Here is a 19,152-nt window from a genome sequence, read left to right on the forward strand (position 1 = left end):
GATACGCGGGCTTGCGCCGGCGCGATCCCGCGCGCTCTCCCGATGGCCTCAAAAGGAGCGCGGCAGCCCCAGGATGTGCTCCGCGACGTAGGAATAGATCAGGTTCGTGGAAATCGGCGCGACCTGGTAAAGCCGGGTCTCGCGGAACTTGCGCTCGATGTCGTATTCGTTGGCGAAGCCGAAACCGCCATGCGTCTGCAGGCAGACGTTCGCCGCTTCCCAACTGGCCTTGGCCGCCAGGTATTTCGCCATATTGGCCTGCGCCCCGCAATCCTGGTGCGCGTCGAAACGACGGGCCGCCTCGAAGCGCATCAGGTTCGCCGCCTCTACCTCGATGAAGGCGTCGGCGATGGGAAACTGCACGCCCTGGTTCTTGCCGATGGGCCGGTCGAACACGATGCGTTCGTTCGCGTAGCGGCGCGCCCGTTCGATGAACCAGTAGCCGTCGCCGATGCACTCGGCCGCGATCAGCGTCCGTTCCGCGTTCAGTCCGTCGAGGATGTACTTGAATCCCCGGCCTTCCTCGCCGATCAGGTTTTCCTCGGGAATTTCCAGGTTCTCGAAGAACAGCTCGTTCGTTTCATGGTTGACCAGGTTGGGGATCGGACGCACCGTCAGCCCCTTGCCGATGGCCTCGTGCAGGTCGACGATGAAGATCGACATGCCCTCGGATTTGCGCTTGACCTCGGCCAGCGGCGTGGTCCGCGCCAGCAGGATCATCAGGTCGGAATGCTGCACGCGCGAGATCCAGACCTTTTGGCCGTTGACGACGTATCGGCCGTCCTTCTTCACCGCGGTGGTCTTGATCTTCGTCGTGTCCGTGCCGGTGGTCGGCTCGGTGACGGCCATGGACTGGATGCGCAGTTCGCCCGCGGCGATACGGGGAAGATATTTTTCTTTCTGGGCCTTGCTGCCGTTCCGCAGCAGGGTGCCCATGTTGTACATCTGGCCATGGACCGCGCCCGCGTTGCCGCCGGACCGGTTGATCTCTTCCATGATGACCGTGGCGGCGGTCAGCCCCAACCCGGTGCCGCCATATTCCTCGGGAATCATCGCGGCCAGCCAGCCCGCCTCGATGAGCGCATCGACGAACTTTTCCGGATAGGCCTTTTCCTCGTCGATCTTGCGGAAATACTCGTCCGGGAACTGTTTACACAATTGCCGCACGGCGTCGCGGATGTCCTGATACTCGTCAATGTCATTGAACATGGAATGTCTCTCGAATAGGGGGTTAGCGTGCAACCATGGCGACGGCATCCATCGTCAAGTCGCCGTTTTCATTTTTCGCCCACAACTTCACCGTCTCCGCGTCCTCCATGCGGCCGCAGACATGGAAGGATTGCGTATCGATCAGCGGCTTGACCGCGCGGAACTTGAAATGGGTGACCGTGGCATCGGGCAATTCGCGGCGCAGCAGATCGAGCAGCAAGGTCGCGATCAACGGACCGTGCACGACCAGGCCGGGATAATGCTCGACCGAGGTCGCGTAGGACCGGTCGTAGTGGATACGATGCCCGTTGAACGTCAACGCCGAATAACGAAACAGCATCACGGGATCGGGAACGATGCGGCGCGTCCACTGCGCATCGGCGGGCGCGGCAACACTGGCGGGCGCGGGCTCGTCCGCCTGCGGCATTTCGCGATAGACGATGTCCTGGCGCTCGGATATGGCCAGCGCCCCGTCCACCGACAGTTCGTGATTCACCGTGACGAAGACCAGCGGTCCGGTGCGGCCCGCCTTCTCGCGCACGTCCGCGATGCGCGAGGTGCGCGCCAGCGAGTCGCCGACCCGGATGGGGCGGTGGAATTGCAACTCGCTGCCGGCCCACATCCTGCGGGGCAAGGCCACGGGCGGCAGGAAGCCGCCCCGCCGGGGATGGCCGTCGGCGCCGATTTCGGACTGCCTGGCGATGGGCGCGAAGAACATCCAGTGCCAGGCCGGCGGCAGCAGCGCGAGGTCGGCGATGGCCTTGTCGTCGATATCCAGCAGGGCCCGCAGGCCTCGCACCGGCGTTTCGGTGACGAGGTCGTTGAGGGTTTCCGTCCGTCCAATCCAGCTTCCGAGGTCTTGAGGCTGTTCCGCCATCGGTATCTCCATAGTGGGTTTTCCGCTTGCGGCAGAACATGGGCGTCGCTGCGATCGGAATGTCATTCCGAATTCTGCGCCCTGGCGAGCTATCTGAGAAATACTTATTACGCCTATCCGCTATACTTTTTACAGCTACCCAGACGACAGGCGGAAGATCCATGGAACTCAGGCATTTACGGTATTTCGTGGGCGTCTGCGACGCCGGCAGCCTGTTGAAGGCCGCCAATCGGCTGCACATCGCCCAACCGGCGCTGGGACAGCAGATATCCGCCCTCGAGGAAGAAGTGGGCACGAAACTCTTCGAGCGATCGAGCCGCGGCATGGCGCCGACGGAAGCAGGCAAGGTCCTGCTCGAACATGCCCGGGCCATACTCATCGACACCGACCGCGCCTGCGCGGCCGCGCGCAACGTGGGCACCGTGCCCCGCGGCGAAGTCGCCCTGGGCCTTCCCACCACCGTGGCGCTGGTGGCCACGCTGCCTATCCTCGTGGCATGCAGGACGCGGCTGCCGGAGGTCAAGTTGAAACTGGTCGAAGGGTATAGCGGCCATTTACGCGAGTGGCTGCTGTCGGGCCGCCTGGATCTGACCCTCATGTTCGGCGAGTCTCCCGAGGAAAGCATCCAGAAAACGCTGTTGCTCGACGACAGGCTGGTCTTCGTTTCCACGGCGCAGGGAAAGAAACTCCCCAAGACATTGCCGATCACCGCGCTGTCGGAAGAACCCCTCGTGCTGCCGAGCAAGGAGCACGGCCTGCGCCGCGGCATCGACGAAGCCTGCGAACCGCGCGGCGTCGAACTGAACGTGATCGCCGAAATCGACTCATTGGGGAGCGCCAAGCTTGCCGCCGAGGCGGGAATAGGCAGCACGATACTTCCCCACGCGGCGGTCGCGGCCGAAGTCATGGCGGGCCGTCTGCAGACGGCCATCATCGACAGCCCGGGTTTTTTGCGCCGCGTCGTTTGCGCGACCAATACGGGCCGCACCGCCTCGACGGGCGCCATCGCGGTGAAGCGGTTGATCTGGGAAGTGCTGAAGGACATGGTGGACTCGGGGGCCTGGCCCGCCACCTGGGCGGGCGGCGACACGCGCCCCTAGCGCGCGGCCGAAAAAACGGGGCCCCGCCAGGTCCCACGCAGCGGCCGCTACCGCATGACGAAGGGGTTGCCCGTGACGGCGCCGCTATTGATCCAGACGGATTTCGTCTGCAGGTACTCGCGTATCGCGTCTATCCCGTTTTCCCGTCCCAGCCCCGAATCCTTGTAGCCGCCGAACGGCGCCATGAAGCTGACCGCCCGGTAGGTGTTGACCCAGACCGTCCCGGCCTGGAGCTTTTCGGACATCCGGATCGCCCGGCCGATGTCGCTCGTCCAGACCGCGGCGGCCAGCCCGAAACGAACGTCGTTGGCGATTTCCAGGGCATGCGTCTCGTCCCGGAATTTGATGATCGACAGCACGGGGCCGAACACTTCCTCCTGGGCGACGCGCATATCGTTGCGCACGCCGGTGAAAATCGTGGGCTCGACGAACCATCCCTTGCCGCATGCCTCGCCGGTCCCCTTCTTGCCGCCCAGGACCGCCGTGGCGCCCTCCTTGTTCGCGATGTCGATGTATTGCAAGACTTTTTCGTACTGCGGCGGCGTGGTGACCGGGCCGACCTGGGTATCGGGATCCATGGGATCCCCCATGCGCGCCGTCCGGGCCACCGCCAACAGCCGCTCGACGAAATCGTCATGGATGCTTTCCTGCACCAGCAAGCGGGAGCCGGCGATGCAGGTCTGCCCCGTCGCGGCGAATATCCCGGAAATGGCGCCGAAAACCGCCTGTTCCAGGTCCGCGTCGTCGAACACGATGTTGGGGGATTTCCCGCCCAGCTCCATGGAGGTGTGCTTGAGCAGCTTGCCCGCCTTCTCATTGATCAGCCGCCCCGTGGCGTCGGATCCCGTGAAGCTGACTTTCGCCACGAGCGGATGCTCCACCAGCGCGGAGCCGACTTCTCCGCCGAAACCCGTGACCACGTTGAAGACGCCCGCCGGGAAGCCGGCTTCCTCGAAGAGTTCCGCGAACTCCAGGGTGGACGCCGAGGTGAATTCCGAAGGCTTCACGACCACCGTGCAGCCGGCCGCGAGCGCCGGCGCGAGTTTCCACGCCAGCAATAGCAGCGGCGAATTCCACGGCGTAATCGCCGCGACCACGCCGAGCGGTTCGTGGCGCGTGTAGGCAAAGTAGCCTTTCTTGTCCAGCGGCAGCGTGCTGCCCTGGATCTTGTCGGCGAGGCCGCCGTAATAGTGGAACCACTGGGGGATGTAGTTCAACTGGCCCTGCATTTCGGCGATCAGCTTGCCGTTGTCGCGCACTTCGGTCGCCGCGAGCTTCTGGGCGTCTCGCGCGATCAGGTCGGCCAGCTTGCGCATCAGCGCGCCCCGTTGCGTCGCCGTCAACGCGCCCCACTCGCCCTGAAAACTCGCATGCGCGGCGCGGACGGCGGCATCGACGTCCTGGGCGTTGCCACGGGGGATCTCCGCCCAGGCCTGCCCGGTATAGGGGTTCTGGGACTCGAACCAGGCGCCGCCCCGGGGGTCCACCGACTGGCCGTTGATACGCAACGAATAGCGCTTCATATATCCTCCTCGTGGCTGGCCGCAAGCCGTGTTCGTTTCGATCTAGAACGGCGCCAGGCCCAGCGCGGCGCGGAACCGGTTCTTGACGAAAGGACCGTCGCGGGGCGGCAGCGCCCGCGGCGGCTCATCCGCTTCGATGAACACCTGCGCAAAGGCTACGCCCTTGCGCTGCCGGATACGCTCGGCCACCGTTTCATGCCCTTCCAGCGTATCGACCGTAAAGGCATCCTCGATGCCGAATCCCCGGGCGATCGCCACCAGGCTGGAACCCAGGCCCGAATGGCTGCGCTGCATGCCGGTTTCACCGAAATGGCCATTGTCGAGCACCACGACGGTCAGGTTTTTCGGCTGCTTGACCGCCACGGTACCAAGGCTGCCGATACCCATCAACATTTCGCCGTCGCCCGTGACCACCACCACCTGTTTTTCGGGCTGGGCCAGGGCCAGGCCCAGGCCCAGCGGCACGGAACCGCCCATGGCGCCCCACAGATAGTAATTCTCGTCGCGGTCGCCCGCCGCGAAAACGTCGTAGGACGCCGAGCCGAGACCCGTCACCACCAATGCCTCGGGCGTTTTCGCCAGCAAGGCGGAAACGAAGGCGCGCCGGCCGACGCCTGCACCGGAAGATTTCTGGTTCATTATTTGCGCTCCCACTTCTTTCTGCCGATCAGGCTCTGTCCCAGCAGAACCGCCACTTTCCCGCCCGCCTCGAAGGCCTCGTCGAAGCCGGCCGAGACGATTTCCTCGACCTCGTCCGGGTGATTGACGCGCAGCACGTGGATGCCCATCAATTCCAGGGCGCCCTGGGTGGCCTGTCCCATCGGCGCCTGCCAGGGATTGAATTCCGCATATTCGCCGCGCATCGTGACCAGCGTGAAGAAGGGGAAATCCGCCGCTTTCAGCAACGAGAACATGTTCACGCAGTTGCCGACGCCGCTGCTCTGCATCAGCAGCACGGCGCGCTGCCCGCCCAGCCATGCGCCGCTGGCGAGGGCCACGCCCTCCTCCTCGGTGGTCAGCACGATGTCCTGGATGTCGGGATCCGCGATCGCGCTGCGTATGACGTGGGAATGGCCGGCGTCGGGAACATAGGCGATCTGGCGTGTGCCGCCCGCCTTCAGGATCTTGAAAATCGTCTCCTGCCAGGCGGGAGCCGCCGCGGGTGCGTTCATCTTGTTGTCACCGTAGGATTAATGATCGAGAAATCATAAGATCTGATCCCGGGTGAATTGAAATAGAATTTCGGCATCCTGCAATCACAGTTTGAGATCGGACACCGCGATGGAATTCAAACAGCTACGCGCCTTCTTGACCGTCGCCGAGACCGGAAACGTGACGCGGGCGGCGGACATGCTGCACCTGGTCCAACCCGCGGTGTCGCGGCAATTGAGACTGCTGGAAGAAGATATAGGAACCCCGCTGTTCAAGCGTTCCCGCCACGGCATGGTGCTCACGGCGGCGGGCCAGGCCCTCGTCGGCTACGCCAGGCGCGCCCTCCTGGAGCTGGACAGGGCGCGGGCCGAGGTCGGCGGCGACGCGCAATCGGAAGTGAACGGCCTGGTCACGCTGGGTTTGTTGCCCAGCACCATAGAAATGCTGTCCAGCGCGCTGGTGGGCGCCATTACCGCCAAATACCCAGGCATACGCCTCCGTCTCACCATGGGTTACGCGGGCACGCTGTTGAACTGGCTGGAATCGGGCGAGATAGACGGGGCCCTGCTCTATGGCGCGGAGAGTTCGCCGAACATCCAGACCTCCCCGCTGATCGACGAGCCGCTTTGGGTCATCGCGCCGGCCAGCGTGCAATTGCGGCGCAAATCCCCCCTTCCCCTGGCAAGCCTGGTGGATCAGAAACTGGTGCTTCCCAGCGCGCCCCACGGCCTACGCACGCTGGTGGAGCACGCCTGCGCGGTCAGTCACGTCACCCTGCAGATCGCCGCGGAGACCAACGCGCTGAGCGTGCAGCGCAACCTGGTGCTGAGCGGCCATGGCTGGACCATACTGCCGCCCATCGCCGTCGCCGACGACCTGCGCGCCCGCCGACTGTCGGGCGCGCCGCTTACGGACCCCGACATCACGCGAACCATCGTCCTCGCGCTACCGACCAACCGCCCCAGCGGCCATCACGTCCGGTGCGCGGTGGAATTGCTGGGACAGGTGGCGAAGGAAGCGATCCGGTCCGGAACGTGGCTGGAGGGGAAGTGGCTGGGGGACTAAGGGCCCGGGGGACCAAGGGCCGGGGAAGCAAGGGCTGAAAAGGAAAAGCCCCATGCAGGGATGCCGGCGCCGGGAAAAACCGGCCAGACCCGCGATCCGGTTTGATTCAGGTCAAACGTCGCCTGTCCTCGAACGCTTACTTTGGTGGATGGAATCACAGGAATCCATCCATGCGGCGCGGTGGCCGCGGTTGCGTCCGATCGAGGAGAAGCACCATGTTGGCCCGCGACATCATGACCAGACAGCCGATTACGGTTTCCGTGCACGCATCCGTCGCCAGCGTCATACGCCTCATGGTGGACCGGCAGATAAGCGCGGTTATCGTCACGGGCGCCGGCGATGCCGTCCTGGGGATCGTGAGCGAAGGCGATATCGTGCACCGGCAGGGCAGCATGCACCAGGCAAGGCTGGATCATTGGTTGGCCCTGCTCGCGGAGGGCGAACCGCTAAACGAGGCCTTCCTGCACAGCCTGCAACTGAGCGAGCGCAGCGTCGGCACCATCATGTCGGCCCCCGTCATCACGCTCGACGAGTCCGCCTCCCTGGCCGAGATCGCCGATATTCTCGACAAGCACAGGATCAAGCGCGTCCCGATAACCAGCCACGGAAAACTCGTCGGCATCGTCAGCCGGCGCGACATGCTGCGCGCGCTCATCAACACGGGAGCGTGATCGCGCCGACAGACGGCCGCGTGGCGTCCAGGTAGTACGTCGGTAGCAATCCAAATGTCATGCTTTTGACTGTCGGCTTCATCGATCGGCAATATCATCCATACAAAAGACGCTACAGAATCGCCCCTATCCATTCCGACGCGGACCGTCCGGGTTGGCGATCGTGGCGCCTGCCTCATCCTGGGACAGCCGCTTCGCTCGTCACGTCGACCCGACGCCGCACGAACAAGGTGGAAGACCATGCGTACCGTCGAAAACAGCGTTTCTCGCACGCGGGCGAGAAACATCACCTGGCTGCGAGCCGCGGGCTCCGCCAGCCATCCTTCATCGTCGCCATGCTCGCAATGCGATGCGGGCAGCATGTGCCAGATCGCCGCCCTGGGCGGCGGGGGCCTTGTATCCGCCCTGGATACGCAGATCGGCGTCCGCGCCGTCCAGGCGGGAGAATCGATCTATCGCGCCGGCGACGCGTTGCGCAACCTGTTCACGCCCCGCTGCGGCATGTGCAAGAGCGTTCGGATCGATCGCGAAGGGCGGCAGCAGATCACCGGCTTCAAGATCAGGGGCGAATGCTTCGGCACCGACGGCATCGCCACGGGGCGGCACGAATCGGAGGCCGTCGCGCTGCTGGACATGCAGGTATGCACCCTGCCGTTTCTGCGGGCCGAGGCGGTGGCCGACGCCCTGCCCGAAGTGCATCGGGGCATGAAGCGCCTGCTCAGCAAGGAAACCTCGGACAGGGAAAACCTGCTCATGCTGGTGGCGAACCGGAACGCCGAGCAGCGCGTCGCCGCGTTTCTGCTGGACCTGGGCGCCCGCTTCGGGGAACGCACGGCCAATTCGTCCTTGTTTCCCTTGTGCATCAGCCGGGAAGACATCGGGGCTCACCTCGGACTGACCCTGGAAACCGTCAGCCGGGTATTTTCCCGCTTCCGCCGCCGTGGCCTGGTGCAATGGGAAGGGCGCGTCATACGCATACTGGACATGCCGGGGCTGGAGCATGCCGGCGACGGGTGAACATGATGAACATGATGAACATGCCGTCGCCGGGCGATACATCCGCCACCGCGCTGCCGTCCGTCACGAAACGTCCAGTTGATTGACGACCGCGGTCACGCCCGGCACGGCCCACACCGCCTTCTGCACGGCATTGCGTTCGTGCCAACTGTGAACCTGTCCCGACAGCGTCACCGAACCGCCCAGCACCTGCAGGCGTATTCCCTTGGCCTCGATTTCGGCGCTCCGTTGCAGGGCCTTGTCCACGCAGGCCCTGACGTCGCCGGCGTGCACGCGTTCCGCCACCTTGATGTCGTTCAGGATCCCGCGGATGCCGGCCAGCCGCCGCACCGTGCTTTCGCAACTGCGGCGCTGGTAATCCCAGTCGACCAGGCCGCTCAGCGTGACCCAGCCGTTCTGGACCTTGACGTGCACCTTCTCCGCCGGCACCGAGGAGTCCCATGCCAGCATGTCGGCGACCCGCTTGGCCAACTTGTCGTCCTCGGCGTGCACCGCCGGCGACAGGCGCACCTCCAATTCCTGCGCCAGGCCCCGCACGCCCTTGACGCGCTGCACCGCGCGCTCGGCGTTGTATTTCTCCGCGAACGACGTGACGTGTCCCGTGAGGGTCACGATGCCCTCCTGCACCGCCACGCCTATGTTTCTCGCGTCGATGCTGGGATCGAACTCCAGCTCGTCCAAGACCAATCTACGCAAATCCCTATCGCCCATGATTTTCTCCCGGAAAAGCGGCATGGATGCCGGTCTAGCGATACACGAGGACGGGAATCAGGCAATGCGTCAGCACTTTCTGCGTAACGCTGCCGAGCACCACCGCCCGGACGCCCCCCAAGCCGTGCGAGCCCATGGCGATGATGTCGGCCTCGCATTTCCGGGCCGCCTCGATGATCGCCTCGTAGGGCCGCGCGTGTTCGACCTGCAAGGCGGCGCAAGCGACCCCCGCTTTCGCGGCGATGGCCGTGGCGCGCTCCAGGACGCCGCGAGCCCTGTCGGTCTCATATTGGGTGAACTCGCTTTTGACCCGCTCGATCTGCGCGGATTCGGCGGAAAGCATACGGAAAGGCTCCCTCACCATCAGGAAGGTCACCTTCGCCTTCAGGTCGGCCGCCAGGGAAACCCCGCGCTCGAGCGCCGCGGTCGCGCATTCGGAACCATCAGTCGGAATCAGGACATTGTTTATCACGGTCGTCTCCTTGTTGATTTCTCCGACCTTGCGCGGATGCGCGTTCGATCGAAGCCGGCGCGAGCCTGCCGGTGCGGCCCTACGATTCATCGTTCGTCGCGCGGAGGCATCGTCACCATGCGGTCCAGGATCCTGGTCACGCCCGGCACGGACCAGATCGTGCGGCGCACCGCATTCCTTTCATGCCAGCTCCGCACCGATCCTGTCAGGGTCATGTTTCCCCCGACGAACCTGGCTGTTATGTCCGCCGACCGAATCCCGGCATTCCGGCGCAGGGCGCGCTGCGCGCACGCCTCGACGTCGATGGCGGCCATCCGCGGCTTGACGGTCAGGAGATCGACAATGCCCGACACGCCGGCGAGCCGTCCCGCGACGTCCTCGCAAAGCCCGCGCTGATAGTCCCATTCGACGGCGCCCGACAGGACGACCCATCCCCGCCGCACCCTGACTTTCACCCTGCCTGGCGGCAGCGTCGCGGTCCAGGACAAACCGTCGGCGATGCGGGCGCACAGCGCATCGTCGCCGGGCGTCTCGATGCCCTCATGCGTGACCTGCACCTCCGTCGTGATTTCAACGACGCCGCGTATCCACCGAACCACCCGCGCCAGGCGAATCTTCTCGGCATGGGCGTTCACGCGTCCGGACAACGCCACGACGCCGTCCTGCACCTGCACGCGCAGCCGTTCGCTCCGGATGCCGGGATCGACCGCAAGCGCCTCCACCACGAGATCGAGAAGCGCGAGGTCGTCCATGGCCGTCCAGTCCTGTTTCCCGTCCGCCCGTGGCGGCGTTTCATTCAGTCTCCGCCTGCCCCATCCGGCCCGTATTGACCGGGATCAAAGCGCGGACTGCCGGATGCGGGCCAAATAGCCTGGAGAGACCCTGCTTTCCCCACCGCAAGCGCTCGGTTGCGGCTTCCGTGCCGGGGCAGGCCTTGCCCAAGCGCCGCATTCCTGGAGAAGAACATGAGCAAGACGATGAAAGCCGCCGTATTCGTGGAACCCGGCCGGATCGAAATCCGCGAGAAAACCATTCCGGACGTCGGCCCGAACGATGCGCTGATGAAGATAACGACGACGACGATCTGCGGCACCGACGTGCACATATTGAAGGGCGAATATCCGGTGGCATCGGGCCTGACCGTCGGCCACGAGCCCGTCGGCATCATCGAGAAACTGGGCAGCGCCGTCACCGGCTATCGCGAAGGCCAGCGCGTCATCGCGGGCGCGATATGCCCGAACTTCAATTCCTACGCCGCGCAGGACGGATATCCCTCGCAGGACGGCAGCTATCTGATGCACAGCGGGCAATGCGGATGCCATGGTTACGCGGCGACCGCGGGCTGGCGCTTCGGCAACAAGATCGACGGCGCGCAGGCGGAATACCTGCTGGTGCCGGATGCGCAGGCGAACCTGGCCCCGATTCCCGACGGCCTCGACGACGACCAGGTCCTCATGTGCCCGGACATCATGTCCACCGGCTTCAAGGGGGCGGAAAACGCGAACATCCGCATCGGCGACACGGTCGCGATATTCGCGCAGGGGCCCATCGGCCTGTGCGCGACCGCCGGCGCGCGGCTGCTGGGCGCCACCACCGTCATCGGCGTGGACGGCAACGCGCATCGCCTGGAAATGGCCAGGACGTGGGGCGCCGATGTCGTCCTGAACATCAACGAGTGCGACGTCGTCGACGAAATAATGAAGCTGACCCAAGGCAAGGGCGTCGATTCGGCCATCGAGGCGCTGGGCTCGCAAGCGACCTTCGAATCCGCGCTGCGGGTGCTGAAACCCGGCGGCACCCTGTCCAGCCTGGGCGTCTACTCCAGCGACCTGAAAATCCCGCTCGGCGCGTTCGCCGCGGGCCTGGGCGACCACCGGATCAATACCGCCTTGTGCCCCGGCGGAAAAGAACGCATGCGCCGGCTCATGAACGTCATCCAGTCCAACCGGCTGGATCTCTCCGCGATGGTGACCCACCGGTTCGACCTGGAGAATATCGTCGAAGCGTACGACCTGTTTTCCCACCAGCGCGACAACGTGCTGAAGGTGTCCGTGAAGCCGGGTTGATCCGCCGCGGTGCCGCTGCCGGCCGGAATAGCCGCCATGGCGGCTATTTGAGCCGCTTGGCGGCGCCCGCGAAGAAGTCCTCGATTTCCTGGATCAGTTTCTGCGCCAGCAGGGACGGGGGGCGGCTCGATGGAAGCAACAGCAGCATCTCGATCGGCTGCTCCGGCACCAGGCGCCGCACCTGCAGGCCCAGCGGCGCGAATTCCGCGGCGATGAGGGGATTGACCAAGCCGACACCGACGCCCTGAAGCGCCAGGAAGCAGATGTTCACCGCATAGGTGGTTTCCACCACCACGTTCGGCACGATGCCGCTGGCCACGAAGGGCGCGTCCGAGAGCGCGCGCGACGCGGAGTCGCGCGAGGGCGCGAGATAAGGGATCCGCGCCAGGTCGTCTATCGAGATCTCCTCCCGCTCGGCCAGCGGGTGCTCCGCCGACATGACGCAGACCAGGTTCGTCTTCAGCAGCGTGCGCGACTCCACGCCGGCGACGTCGATATCCTTCAGCGCGACGCCCATGTCGAGCGTCCCCGACACGACGCCGTCCTTCACCAGCGACGAATTGATGGTCTGCAGGCTCAGCTTCACATTGGGATTGTTCACCGTATAGGCCCGCACGATGCGCGGCAGCGCCCCCATCGCGAACGAGGGCGCGGCGCCGATGGCGATGCGCCCGGTCCCTCCCGTCCGCAACTCATCCAGCGTCTGCCGCACCAGATCCAGTCCGACATAGCTGCGCACCACCGAGCGATACAGCACCGTCGCCTCGGGCGTCGGCACCAGCCGGCTGCGCCTGAGCTCGAACAGCTTGACCCGGGATCGCCGTTGCATCTGCGCGATCACCTTGCTGATCGCGGATTGCGAGGTGTGCAGCAACCCCGCCGCCGCCGTCGCGCTTCCCGTCTGCATGACGGCGCGAAACACCTCGACTTCCCTGTGATTCATTCTTGCTTACCCCTTGCCGTAGACCGATCTGCGCGGTTCTGTATGTTCGGACGATGGAAGGGTATATCGAATTGGACTACCCTGCACGCCAAAAATCATTGGGCAGCCTCGCGGCATGGTTCTAGAGTCTCATCTCAAGACTCAAACAAAACCTGGCAAGGGGCAGCAATAATGAAGGACAAGAAATCGGGCCGGTACGACGCGGTCACGCTGGAGCTGATGTGGACGCGCCTGATCTCCATGACGGACGAAGCCGCCGTGGCGCTGGTAAGGACGTCGTTCTCGACGAACGTCCGCGAGTCCAACGACTTCGCGTGCGTGATAACGGACGCCGACGGCAACTCCCTGGCCCAGGCGACGCACAGCATTCCCTCCTTCCTGAACACGGTGCCGCGGACCATCCGGCATTTCCTCCAGGAATACCCGCCCGAGACCCTGCGCCCCAATGACGTCCTGATCACCAACGACATCTGGCTGGGCACGGGCCATCTGCCGGACATCACGGTCGCCAAGCCCGTTTTCCTGGACGGCAAGCTGGTGGCCTGGGCCGGCTCGGTCGCCCACGCGCCCGATATCGGCGGGCGCATCCGATCGGCCGATGCGCGGGTCGTCTATGAAGAAGGCCTGCAAATACCGATCATGAAGGCGCTGGAGGCGGGCGTCATGGACCGGACGTTCGAGCGGATACTGCGCCAGAACGTCCGCGTGCCCGAACAGGTGCTGGGCGACCTGTACGCCCAGTTCACCGCCCTCGACCTGATCGAAGCCCGGCTGCTGGGCATGATGGCCGAACAGGGCCTGCAAGACCTGGTCCACCTGGCCGCCGACATCCACACCCGGTCCGAGGCCGCCATGCGCGAGGCGATCTCGGCCCTCCCCGATGGCGTCTACCGCGAGACCGCGATCACCGACGGACTCGCCAAGCCGATCCGCCTGGAGATGGCGCTGACGGTGAAGGGCAGCGACATCAGCGTGGACTTTGCCGGCAGCGATGAACAGGTGGCGGCTTCCATCAACGTCTGCCTGGCCTATACGACGGCCTACACCAGCTACGGCATCCGCACCGTGCTGCTGCCCAACGTCCCCGGCAACGAAGGCGTGCTGGCGCCGATCAGCGTGACGGCGCCGCCTGGGAGCATCCTGAACTCGGTGCCGCCGGCAGCGGGCGGCGCGCGCGCGCTGGTGGGCCACCTGTTGCCGATGATGGCGGTGCGCGCCCTGGCGCAGGCCTTGCCGGAGCGCGGGATCGCGACCGTCGGGTCTCCCCTCTGGTGCGTGAACCTCTCCGGCGAGCGCTCCGACCGCACCACCTTCGCCAACATGTTCTTCATGAACGGCGGCTACGGCGGTTCCCGGCACCGCGACGGCATCAACGTGCTTTCATGGCCGAGCAATATTTCTTCCACCCCCATCGAGGTGATCGAGCAGTTGTCTCCCATCCGGGTGAACTACCGGCGCCTGCGCACGGGAACCGGCGGCGACGGCGAGCATCGTGGCGGCACCGGACAGGAGATGCGCTTCGAAAGCCGCTCCCAAAAACCCTTCGTCGTGAGTTTCATGGCGGAGCGCACCCGCGACGAAGCCGCGGCGGCGGGCCTGCTCGGCGGTAGCGCGGGCGCGCCAGGGGCCGTACTGGTGAACGGCGCGCCGGTGAATCCGAAAGTGCAACACGTGATCGAGCCGGACGGGACGGTCGAACTGCGCACGCCCGGCGGCGGGGGCTATGGCGACCCCGCGCGCCGCGCGCAGCAAGCCCGGGACGCGGATCGGGCAAACGGCTATACGCGCGCCTGACGCCTGCCCCTGCATCCCGCAACCCGACCCGACCGTTTCCGAAAGCACATCTCCCCGGCTATCTCCCCATGACTACTCGCACCTATTCCCTGGGCATCGACATTGGCGGCACGTTCACCGACGTCGTGCTCTATTGCAACGAATCCGGCCGCTGCCACGCGCACAAGGAGTTGACCACGCCGCACGCCCCGCACCGCGGCGTCATCGCCGGCGTGCAGCATCTCTTCTCGCGGGAGTCCATCGCCTATGCCGACGTCAATCGCGTCGTCCATGCGACCACCCTGTTCACCAATGCGCTGATCGAGCGCAAGGGGGCGCCCACGGGCTTGATCACGACGGCGGGATTCGCCGATACGCTGGAAATCGCGCGCGAAAACAAATACGAACTGTACGATCTGCATATCGAACTGCCCAAGCCGCTGCTGGAACGGCGCACCCGCCTGGAAGTCGCCGAGCGTCTCTCGCCCGCCGGCGAGGTGGAGATTCCGATGAACGAGGAGGACGTCCTCGCCTGCGCCAGGCAGTTCTCGGAGGCCGGTATCAAGTCCATCGCCATCGTTTTTCTGCACGCCTACGCCAATCCAGTCCATGAAATCCGCGCCCGCGCGTTGATCGCGGAGCGGTATCCGGACCTTTTCGTATCGATCTCTTCCGAGGTGTCCCCGCAGATCCGGGAATATGAGCGGACCGTCACCACGGTGGCGAACGCCTATGTGAAGCCCCTGGCCGACGGCTACCTGGCCTTGATGACCGAGGAGCTGAAGAACCTGGGCGTCGCCGCGCCGCTTTTCATGATGTTGTCCAACGGCGGCCTGACGCACGTGGACGAGGCGAAGCGGGTGCCGATACAACTGCTGGAATCCGGCCCCGCTGCGGGCGCCCTGGCGGGCGCGTTCTTCGGCGAGCAGGCGGGCATCGCGGATATCCTGGCGTTCGACATGGGCGGCACGACCGCCAAGCTCGCCCTCGTGCAATCGGGAAAACCGGTCATCGCCCATCGCTTCGAGGCCAGCCGCGAGAAGCGCCTGACGGAGGGCAGCGGCCTGCCCATTTCGATCAGCACCGTGGAACTCATCGAGATCGGCGCGGGCGGCGGCAGCCTGGCCCGCATGGACGAACTCGGATTGCTCAAGGTCGGCCCGGAGAGCGCCAGCTCGGACCCCGGTCCCGCCTGCTACGGCCGCGGCGGCAAGCAGGCAACCGTCACCGACGCCAACCTGATCCTCGGCTACCTGGACCCCGCCGCCTTTGCGGGCGGAACCATGTCCATCGACGCCGGCTTGGCCGAGGCGGCCTTGCAGCCGATTGCCGACAAGGCCGGCATGCCGGTGAGCGAGTTGGCGTGGGGCGTGCATTCCATCGTCAATGAGAACATGGCCGCCGCCGCCCGCGTCCACGTCGCCGAACGGGGGCATCACGCGCCCGATTTCTCATTGCTGCTCACCGGCGGCGGCGGCCCGCTGCACGGCTGCGAGATCGCTCGCCGTCTCGGCATCGACCGCGTCATCTGTCCGCCCGCGGCGGGCGTTGCCTCCGCGCTGGGCCTGCTGATGGCGCCCGCGCGCGTCGATCGCATGGTGACGGTGGCCAGGCGGATGAGCCGCGTGGACTGGGCCGAACTCGAAGCCGCGTACGCGGCGCTGGAAGCGGACGCGCGCCGCGTCGTGCTGGAGACGCTGGGCCAGGGCGGCGCCGAGCCGGAACTCAGGCGCGCGGCGGATCTACGGTTTGTCGGCCAAGGTTTCGAAGTCATCACGGACCTGCCCGCCGGCCCCTACGACGCGGCCATCGAAACGGCCATCCGCGAGGCCTTCGTCGCGGCCTACCTGCAAAGTTTCGGCCGTCTGCCGCCGGTGGGCGATATCGAGATCATCAATATCCGGGTAGCCGCCACGGCCGCCGCCGGCAGCGGCGCCTTGCAGGCCGATGCGCCCACGGTCGGCGCCGCCCATGCACAGGCAGGAACCCGCAAGGTCTGGGTGGACGCCATGCGCAGCCATCAGGAAGTCCCCGTCTATCGACGCCAGGCGTTGCGCATCGGCCAACGGCTGGCCGGCCCGGCCGTCGTGCAGGAAGCGTCATCGACCTTGGTGCTGCCCGCCGGATCGAAGGCATTCGTTCATGAAACCGGAAGTTTGCTGATCAGCTTGTCGGGCCGTCTGGAGACGCAGCCCACGCCGACCGACGCGGCCATGGCCTGAACGCCGGGCCGCCAGGCGGACTTATCCAAGTCATAAAAAAATTCAGGCGCCGACCGGCGCCAAGGGGAAGTGTTTGCCATGAAAATGCACGCTATTGTCTTCGGCATGCTGGCCGTCGCGCTCGCATCGTCCACCGCGGCCGGGGCCGAATCCTATCCATCGCATCAGGTCCGGGTGGTCGTCCCGTACACGGCCGGTGGATCCGCCGATCTGCTGGGCCGCATCGTCGCCCAGAAACTGAGCGAGAAGTACAAGCAGGCCTTCGTGGTGGAAAACCGCCCGGGCGCCGGCGGCCACATCGGCGCGGACTTCGTCGCCAAGGCAGCGCCGGACGGCTACACCTTGGTGGTGGGCACCATACCCATCCATTCCGCCTACAAACTCTATCCGAAGCTGGGTTACGACCCCGCCAAGGATCTCGTGGCGGTCAGCATCATCGGGGAGTTTCCCAGCCTCCTCATCGTGAATCGCGACCTGCCGGTCAAAACGGTGCAGGATCTGGTCGCGCTGTCGAAGAAGCATCCGCTTTTCTATGGGTCGGCGGGCGTCGGGTCGGCGACCCACCTCGGCGCCGCGTTATTCAATCAGGTCGCGGGCACGACCATGCAGCACGTTCCCTACCGGGGCAGTTCCGCTGCCGCGACGGACCTGATGGCCGGCCAGATCCAGGTCATGTTCGAGAACCTCCCCACGGCGGTTCCCCTGGCGCAGACCGGCCGGGCCAGGGCCATCGCCGTCACGTCGAAGGAGCGCAGCCCCAGCCTGCCCGACGTGCCCACGGTCGCCGAGTCCGGCGAGCCGGACTATTCCTTCACCGCCTGGTACACGATAGCCGCGCCCGCGGGCACGCCGCCGGCCATTACGCAGCAGTTGAGCCGTGACATCGACCAGATTGTCCACTCGGACGCCCTGAAGGCGAAGTGGGCCGAGATGGGCGTGACGCCCGTCGGCGGAACCGTGGCGGACAACACCGCCTATATCGCCAGGCAGACCGAACTGTGGACCCGCATCATCCAGAAGCTACACATCACCGCGGAGTAAAGCCGTGGCGGCAAGTCATCCAGTCCACGACATTCGCCGCATCCAATGGAGATAAGGAAGTGACCCAAAACCAAACCGCTACCGTCGATACGCCCGCTGCCAAGCCCGGTGCGTTGTCGGGAATACGGGTACTGGACCTGACCCGCGTCCGGGCCGGCCCCAGTTGCGTCCGGCAATTCGCCGACTGGGGCGCCGACGTGATCAAGATTGAAAGCCCCGAATACATGGAGGTCAGCGACGCCTGGGGAGGCTGGCGCGATGGCGCCGATTTCCAGAACCTGCATCGCAACAAGCGATCCCTCAGCCTGAACATGAAGGATCCCCGTGGCCTGAGGATCTTCCACGAACTGGTGAAGACGGCCGACGTCGTGGCGGAGAACTTCCGGCCCGACGTCAAGTTCCGGCTCGGCATCGACTATGAGACGTTGAAGGAAATCAATCCGGGCATCGTCTACGTCAGCATTTCCGGTTTTGGCCAGGACGGGCCGTATGCCAGGCGTCCCGGCTTCGACCACATCGTGCAGGGCATGGGCGGGATGATGAGCATCAACGGCTATCCCGAAAACGGGCCGACCCGCGTGGGGATAGCCGTCGCCGATACGGGCGCGGGCCTCTACAGCGCCCTGGGCGTCATGACCGCGTTGCTGGAACGGCAGAAGTCGGGCCTGGGGCAATGGGTGCAAGTGTCCTTGCTCGAGGCGATGATCGCCATGCTGGACTTCCAGGGAGCGCGCTGGCTCATGGAAAAGGAGATTCCCGCCCAGGCGGGCAACAACCATCCCACATCGATTCCGACCGGCGTCTATCCGACGGCGGACGGCCACGTGACCATCGCGGCCGGCGAGCAGGCGATGTTCAAGCGCCTCGCCAAGGCGCTGGACCGGGAAGACTGGCTGGCGCAGCCCGCCTTCGCGACGGAAGACGCCCGGTCCGAGCATCGCCACGAGGTCAATGACGCCATCGCCGCGATCACCCGGCGGAAAAGCAGCGCGGAATGGCTGGAGATATTCGAGGCGGGCGGCGTGGCCGCCGGCCCCATCTACAGGATGAACGAGGTGTTCGCGGACGAACAGGTCCGGCACCTCGGCATCGCGAAACCGCTCATGCATCGCACGCGCGGCCCCATCGAGGTGATAGGCCAGCCCTTTTCCCTGAGCCGCACGCCCAGCCGGGTGGAGACGGCCGCGCCCACCCGCGGGGAACACAACGACGAAGTATTGCGGGAGATCGGATACACCAGCGACGCCATTCAGTCCTTGCGGCAGGACGGAGTGATATAGCCATACCGCCGCCAACGCAGCAACGACGCG

The 19,152-nt window shown here is 65.4% G+C and carries 18 protein-coding genes; 9 read left to right on the forward strand and 9 right to left on the reverse strand.

The window, feature by feature from the left end; translation table 11 throughout:
• Positions 1-48: 48 nt before the first annotated feature.
• Together CAL29_RS25075 and CAL29_RS25080 are read right to left on the reverse strand one after the other, a co-directional pair.
• On the reverse strand, positions 49-1,209 hold the full coding sequence (locus tag CAL29_RS25075) for an acyl-CoA dehydrogenase family protein (RefSeq protein WP_094855644.1): 1,161 nt from the start codon (positions 1,207-1,209) through the stop codon (positions 49-51).
• A gap of 22 nt (positions 1,210-1,231) precedes the next feature.
• A complete protein-coding gene (locus tag CAL29_RS25080) occupies positions 1,232-2,086 on the reverse strand; it encodes an FAS1-like dehydratase domain-containing protein (RefSeq protein ID WP_094855645.1) in 855 nt (284 codons plus the stop codon).
• 161 nt (positions 2,087-2,247) lie between these two features.
• Between CAL29_RS25080 and CAL29_RS25085 the strand changes: the two genes are divergently transcribed.
• A complete protein-coding gene (locus CAL29_RS25085) occupies positions 2,248-3,186 on the forward strand; it encodes a LysR substrate-binding domain-containing protein (RefSeq protein WP_094855646.1) in 939 nt (312 codons plus the stop codon).
• Between the two features lie 47 nt (positions 3,187-3,233).
• Here the strand turns inward: CAL29_RS25085 and CAL29_RS25090 are convergent, their stop codons facing one another.
• Genes CAL29_RS25090 through CAL29_RS25100 form a run of 3 tightly spaced genes read right to left on the reverse strand, consistent with a single transcriptional unit; the run spans position 3,234 to position 5,881 of the window.
• Positions 3,234-4,709 carry an aldehyde dehydrogenase gene (locus CAL29_RS25090; RefSeq protein ID WP_094855647.1) on the reverse strand — a complete coding sequence of 492 codons (1,476 nt, stop codon included), beginning with the start codon at positions 4,707-4,709 and terminating at the stop codon, positions 3,234-3,236.
• Between the two features lie 42 nt (positions 4,710-4,751).
• On the reverse strand, positions 4,752-5,348 hold the full coding sequence (locus tag CAL29_RS25095) for a thiamine pyrophosphate-dependent enzyme (RefSeq protein WP_094855648.1): 597 nt from the start codon (positions 5,346-5,348) through the stop codon (positions 4,752-4,754).
• Positions 5,348-5,881: a thiamine pyrophosphate-binding protein gene (locus tag CAL29_RS25100; RefSeq protein WP_094855649.1), complete on the reverse strand. Its 534-nt coding sequence runs from the start codon at positions 5,879-5,881 to the stop codon at positions 5,348-5,350. The genes CAL29_RS25095 and CAL29_RS25100 overlap by 1 nt, the downstream gene beginning before the upstream one ends.
• Positions 5,882-5,990: 109 nt before the next feature.
• Here CAL29_RS25100 and CAL29_RS25105 point away from each other — a divergent pair, with 109 nt between their 5' ends.
• The 3 genes from CAL29_RS25105 (at position 5,991) to CAL29_RS25115 (ending at position 8,614) form a co-directional block, all read left to right on the forward strand.
• Complete coding sequence (locus CAL29_RS25105) at positions 5,991-6,926, forward strand: LysR family transcriptional regulator (RefSeq protein WP_094855650.1); 936 nt, start codon at positions 5,991-5,993, stop codon at positions 6,924-6,926.
• Between the two features lie 215 nt (positions 6,927-7,141).
• Positions 7,142-7,597, forward strand: a complete 456-nt coding sequence (locus tag CAL29_RS25110; protein ID WP_094855651.1) for a CBS domain-containing protein — start codon at positions 7,142-7,144, stop codon at positions 7,595-7,597.
• 240 nt (positions 7,598-7,837) lie between these two features.
• Positions 7,838-8,614 carry a helix-turn-helix domain-containing protein gene (locus CAL29_RS25115; RefSeq protein WP_094855652.1) on the forward strand — a complete coding sequence of 259 codons (777 nt, stop codon included), beginning with the start codon at positions 7,838-7,840 and terminating at the stop codon, positions 8,612-8,614.
• Between the two features lie 63 nt (positions 8,615-8,677).
• Here CAL29_RS25115 and CAL29_RS25120 read toward each other — a convergent pair whose 3' ends face one another.
• Genes CAL29_RS25120 through CAL29_RS25130 form a run of 3 tightly spaced genes read right to left on the reverse strand, consistent with a single transcriptional unit; the run spans position 8,678 to position 10,549 of the window.
• Positions 8,678-9,325, reverse strand: a complete 648-nt coding sequence (locus CAL29_RS25120; RefSeq protein ID WP_094855653.1) for a BON domain-containing protein — start codon at positions 9,323-9,325, stop codon at positions 8,678-8,680.
• 34 nt (positions 9,326-9,359) lie between these two features.
• Positions 9,360-9,887 carry a universal stress protein gene (locus CAL29_RS25125; RefSeq protein ID WP_094855654.1) on the reverse strand — a complete coding sequence of 176 codons (528 nt, stop codon included), beginning with the start codon at positions 9,885-9,887 and terminating at the stop codon, positions 9,360-9,362.
• Complete coding sequence (locus tag CAL29_RS25130) at positions 9,884-10,549, reverse strand: BON domain-containing protein (protein ID WP_094855655.1); 666 nt, start codon at positions 10,547-10,549, stop codon at positions 9,884-9,886. Before CAL29_RS25130 ends, CAL29_RS25125 begins: the two co-directional genes overlap by 4 nt.
• Before the next feature lie 213 nt (positions 10,550-10,762).
• Between CAL29_RS25130 and CAL29_RS25135 the strand changes: the two genes are divergently transcribed.
• Positions 10,763-11,863, forward strand: coding sequence for an NAD(P)-dependent alcohol dehydrogenase (locus CAL29_RS25135; protein WP_094855656.1), 1,101 nt, complete (start codon positions 10,763-10,765; stop codon positions 11,861-11,863).
• Between the two features lie 43 nt (positions 11,864-11,906).
• Here CAL29_RS25135 and CAL29_RS25140 read toward each other — a convergent pair whose 3' ends face one another.
• Positions 11,907-12,806, reverse strand: a complete 900-nt coding sequence (locus CAL29_RS25140; RefSeq protein ID WP_094855657.1) for a LysR substrate-binding domain-containing protein — start codon at positions 12,804-12,806, stop codon at positions 11,907-11,909.
• Positions 12,807-12,977: 171 nt separating this feature from the next.
• On the opposite strand from CAL29_RS25140, the gene CAL29_RS25145 reads away from it, so the two are divergent.
• The 4 genes from CAL29_RS25145 (at position 12,978) to CAL29_RS25160 (ending at position 19,122) form a co-directional block, all read left to right on the forward strand.
• Positions 12,978-14,600 carry a hydantoinase B/oxoprolinase family protein gene (locus CAL29_RS25145; RefSeq protein ID WP_179284176.1) on the forward strand — a complete coding sequence of 541 codons (1,623 nt, stop codon included), beginning with the start codon at positions 12,978-12,980 and terminating at the stop codon, positions 14,598-14,600.
• A 68-nt stretch (positions 14,601-14,668) separates the two neighbouring features.
• The gene (locus tag CAL29_RS25150) at positions 14,669-16,801 is read left to right on the forward strand and encodes a hydantoinase/oxoprolinase family protein (RefSeq protein ID WP_094855659.1); all 2,133 of its coding nucleotides are present in this window, start codon (positions 14,669-14,671) and stop codon (positions 16,799-16,801) included.
• Positions 16,802-16,879: 78 nt separating this feature from the next.
• Entirely contained in the window at positions 16,880-17,842 is a 963-nt protein-coding gene (locus CAL29_RS25155) for a Bug family tripartite tricarboxylate transporter substrate binding protein (RefSeq protein WP_094855660.1), read from the forward strand.
• A 59-nt stretch (positions 17,843-17,901) separates the two neighbouring features.
• Positions 17,902-19,122, forward strand: a complete 1,221-nt coding sequence (locus tag CAL29_RS25160) for a CaiB/BaiF CoA transferase family protein (RefSeq protein WP_094855661.1) — start codon at positions 17,902-17,904, stop codon at positions 19,120-19,122.
• Positions 19,123-19,152 lie beyond the last annotated feature (30 nt).

The sequence above is a fragment of the Bordetella genomosp. 10 genome (assembly GCF_002261225.1).
Lineage (GTDB): Bacteria > Pseudomonadota > Gammaproteobacteria > Burkholderiales > Burkholderiaceae_B > Bordetella_C.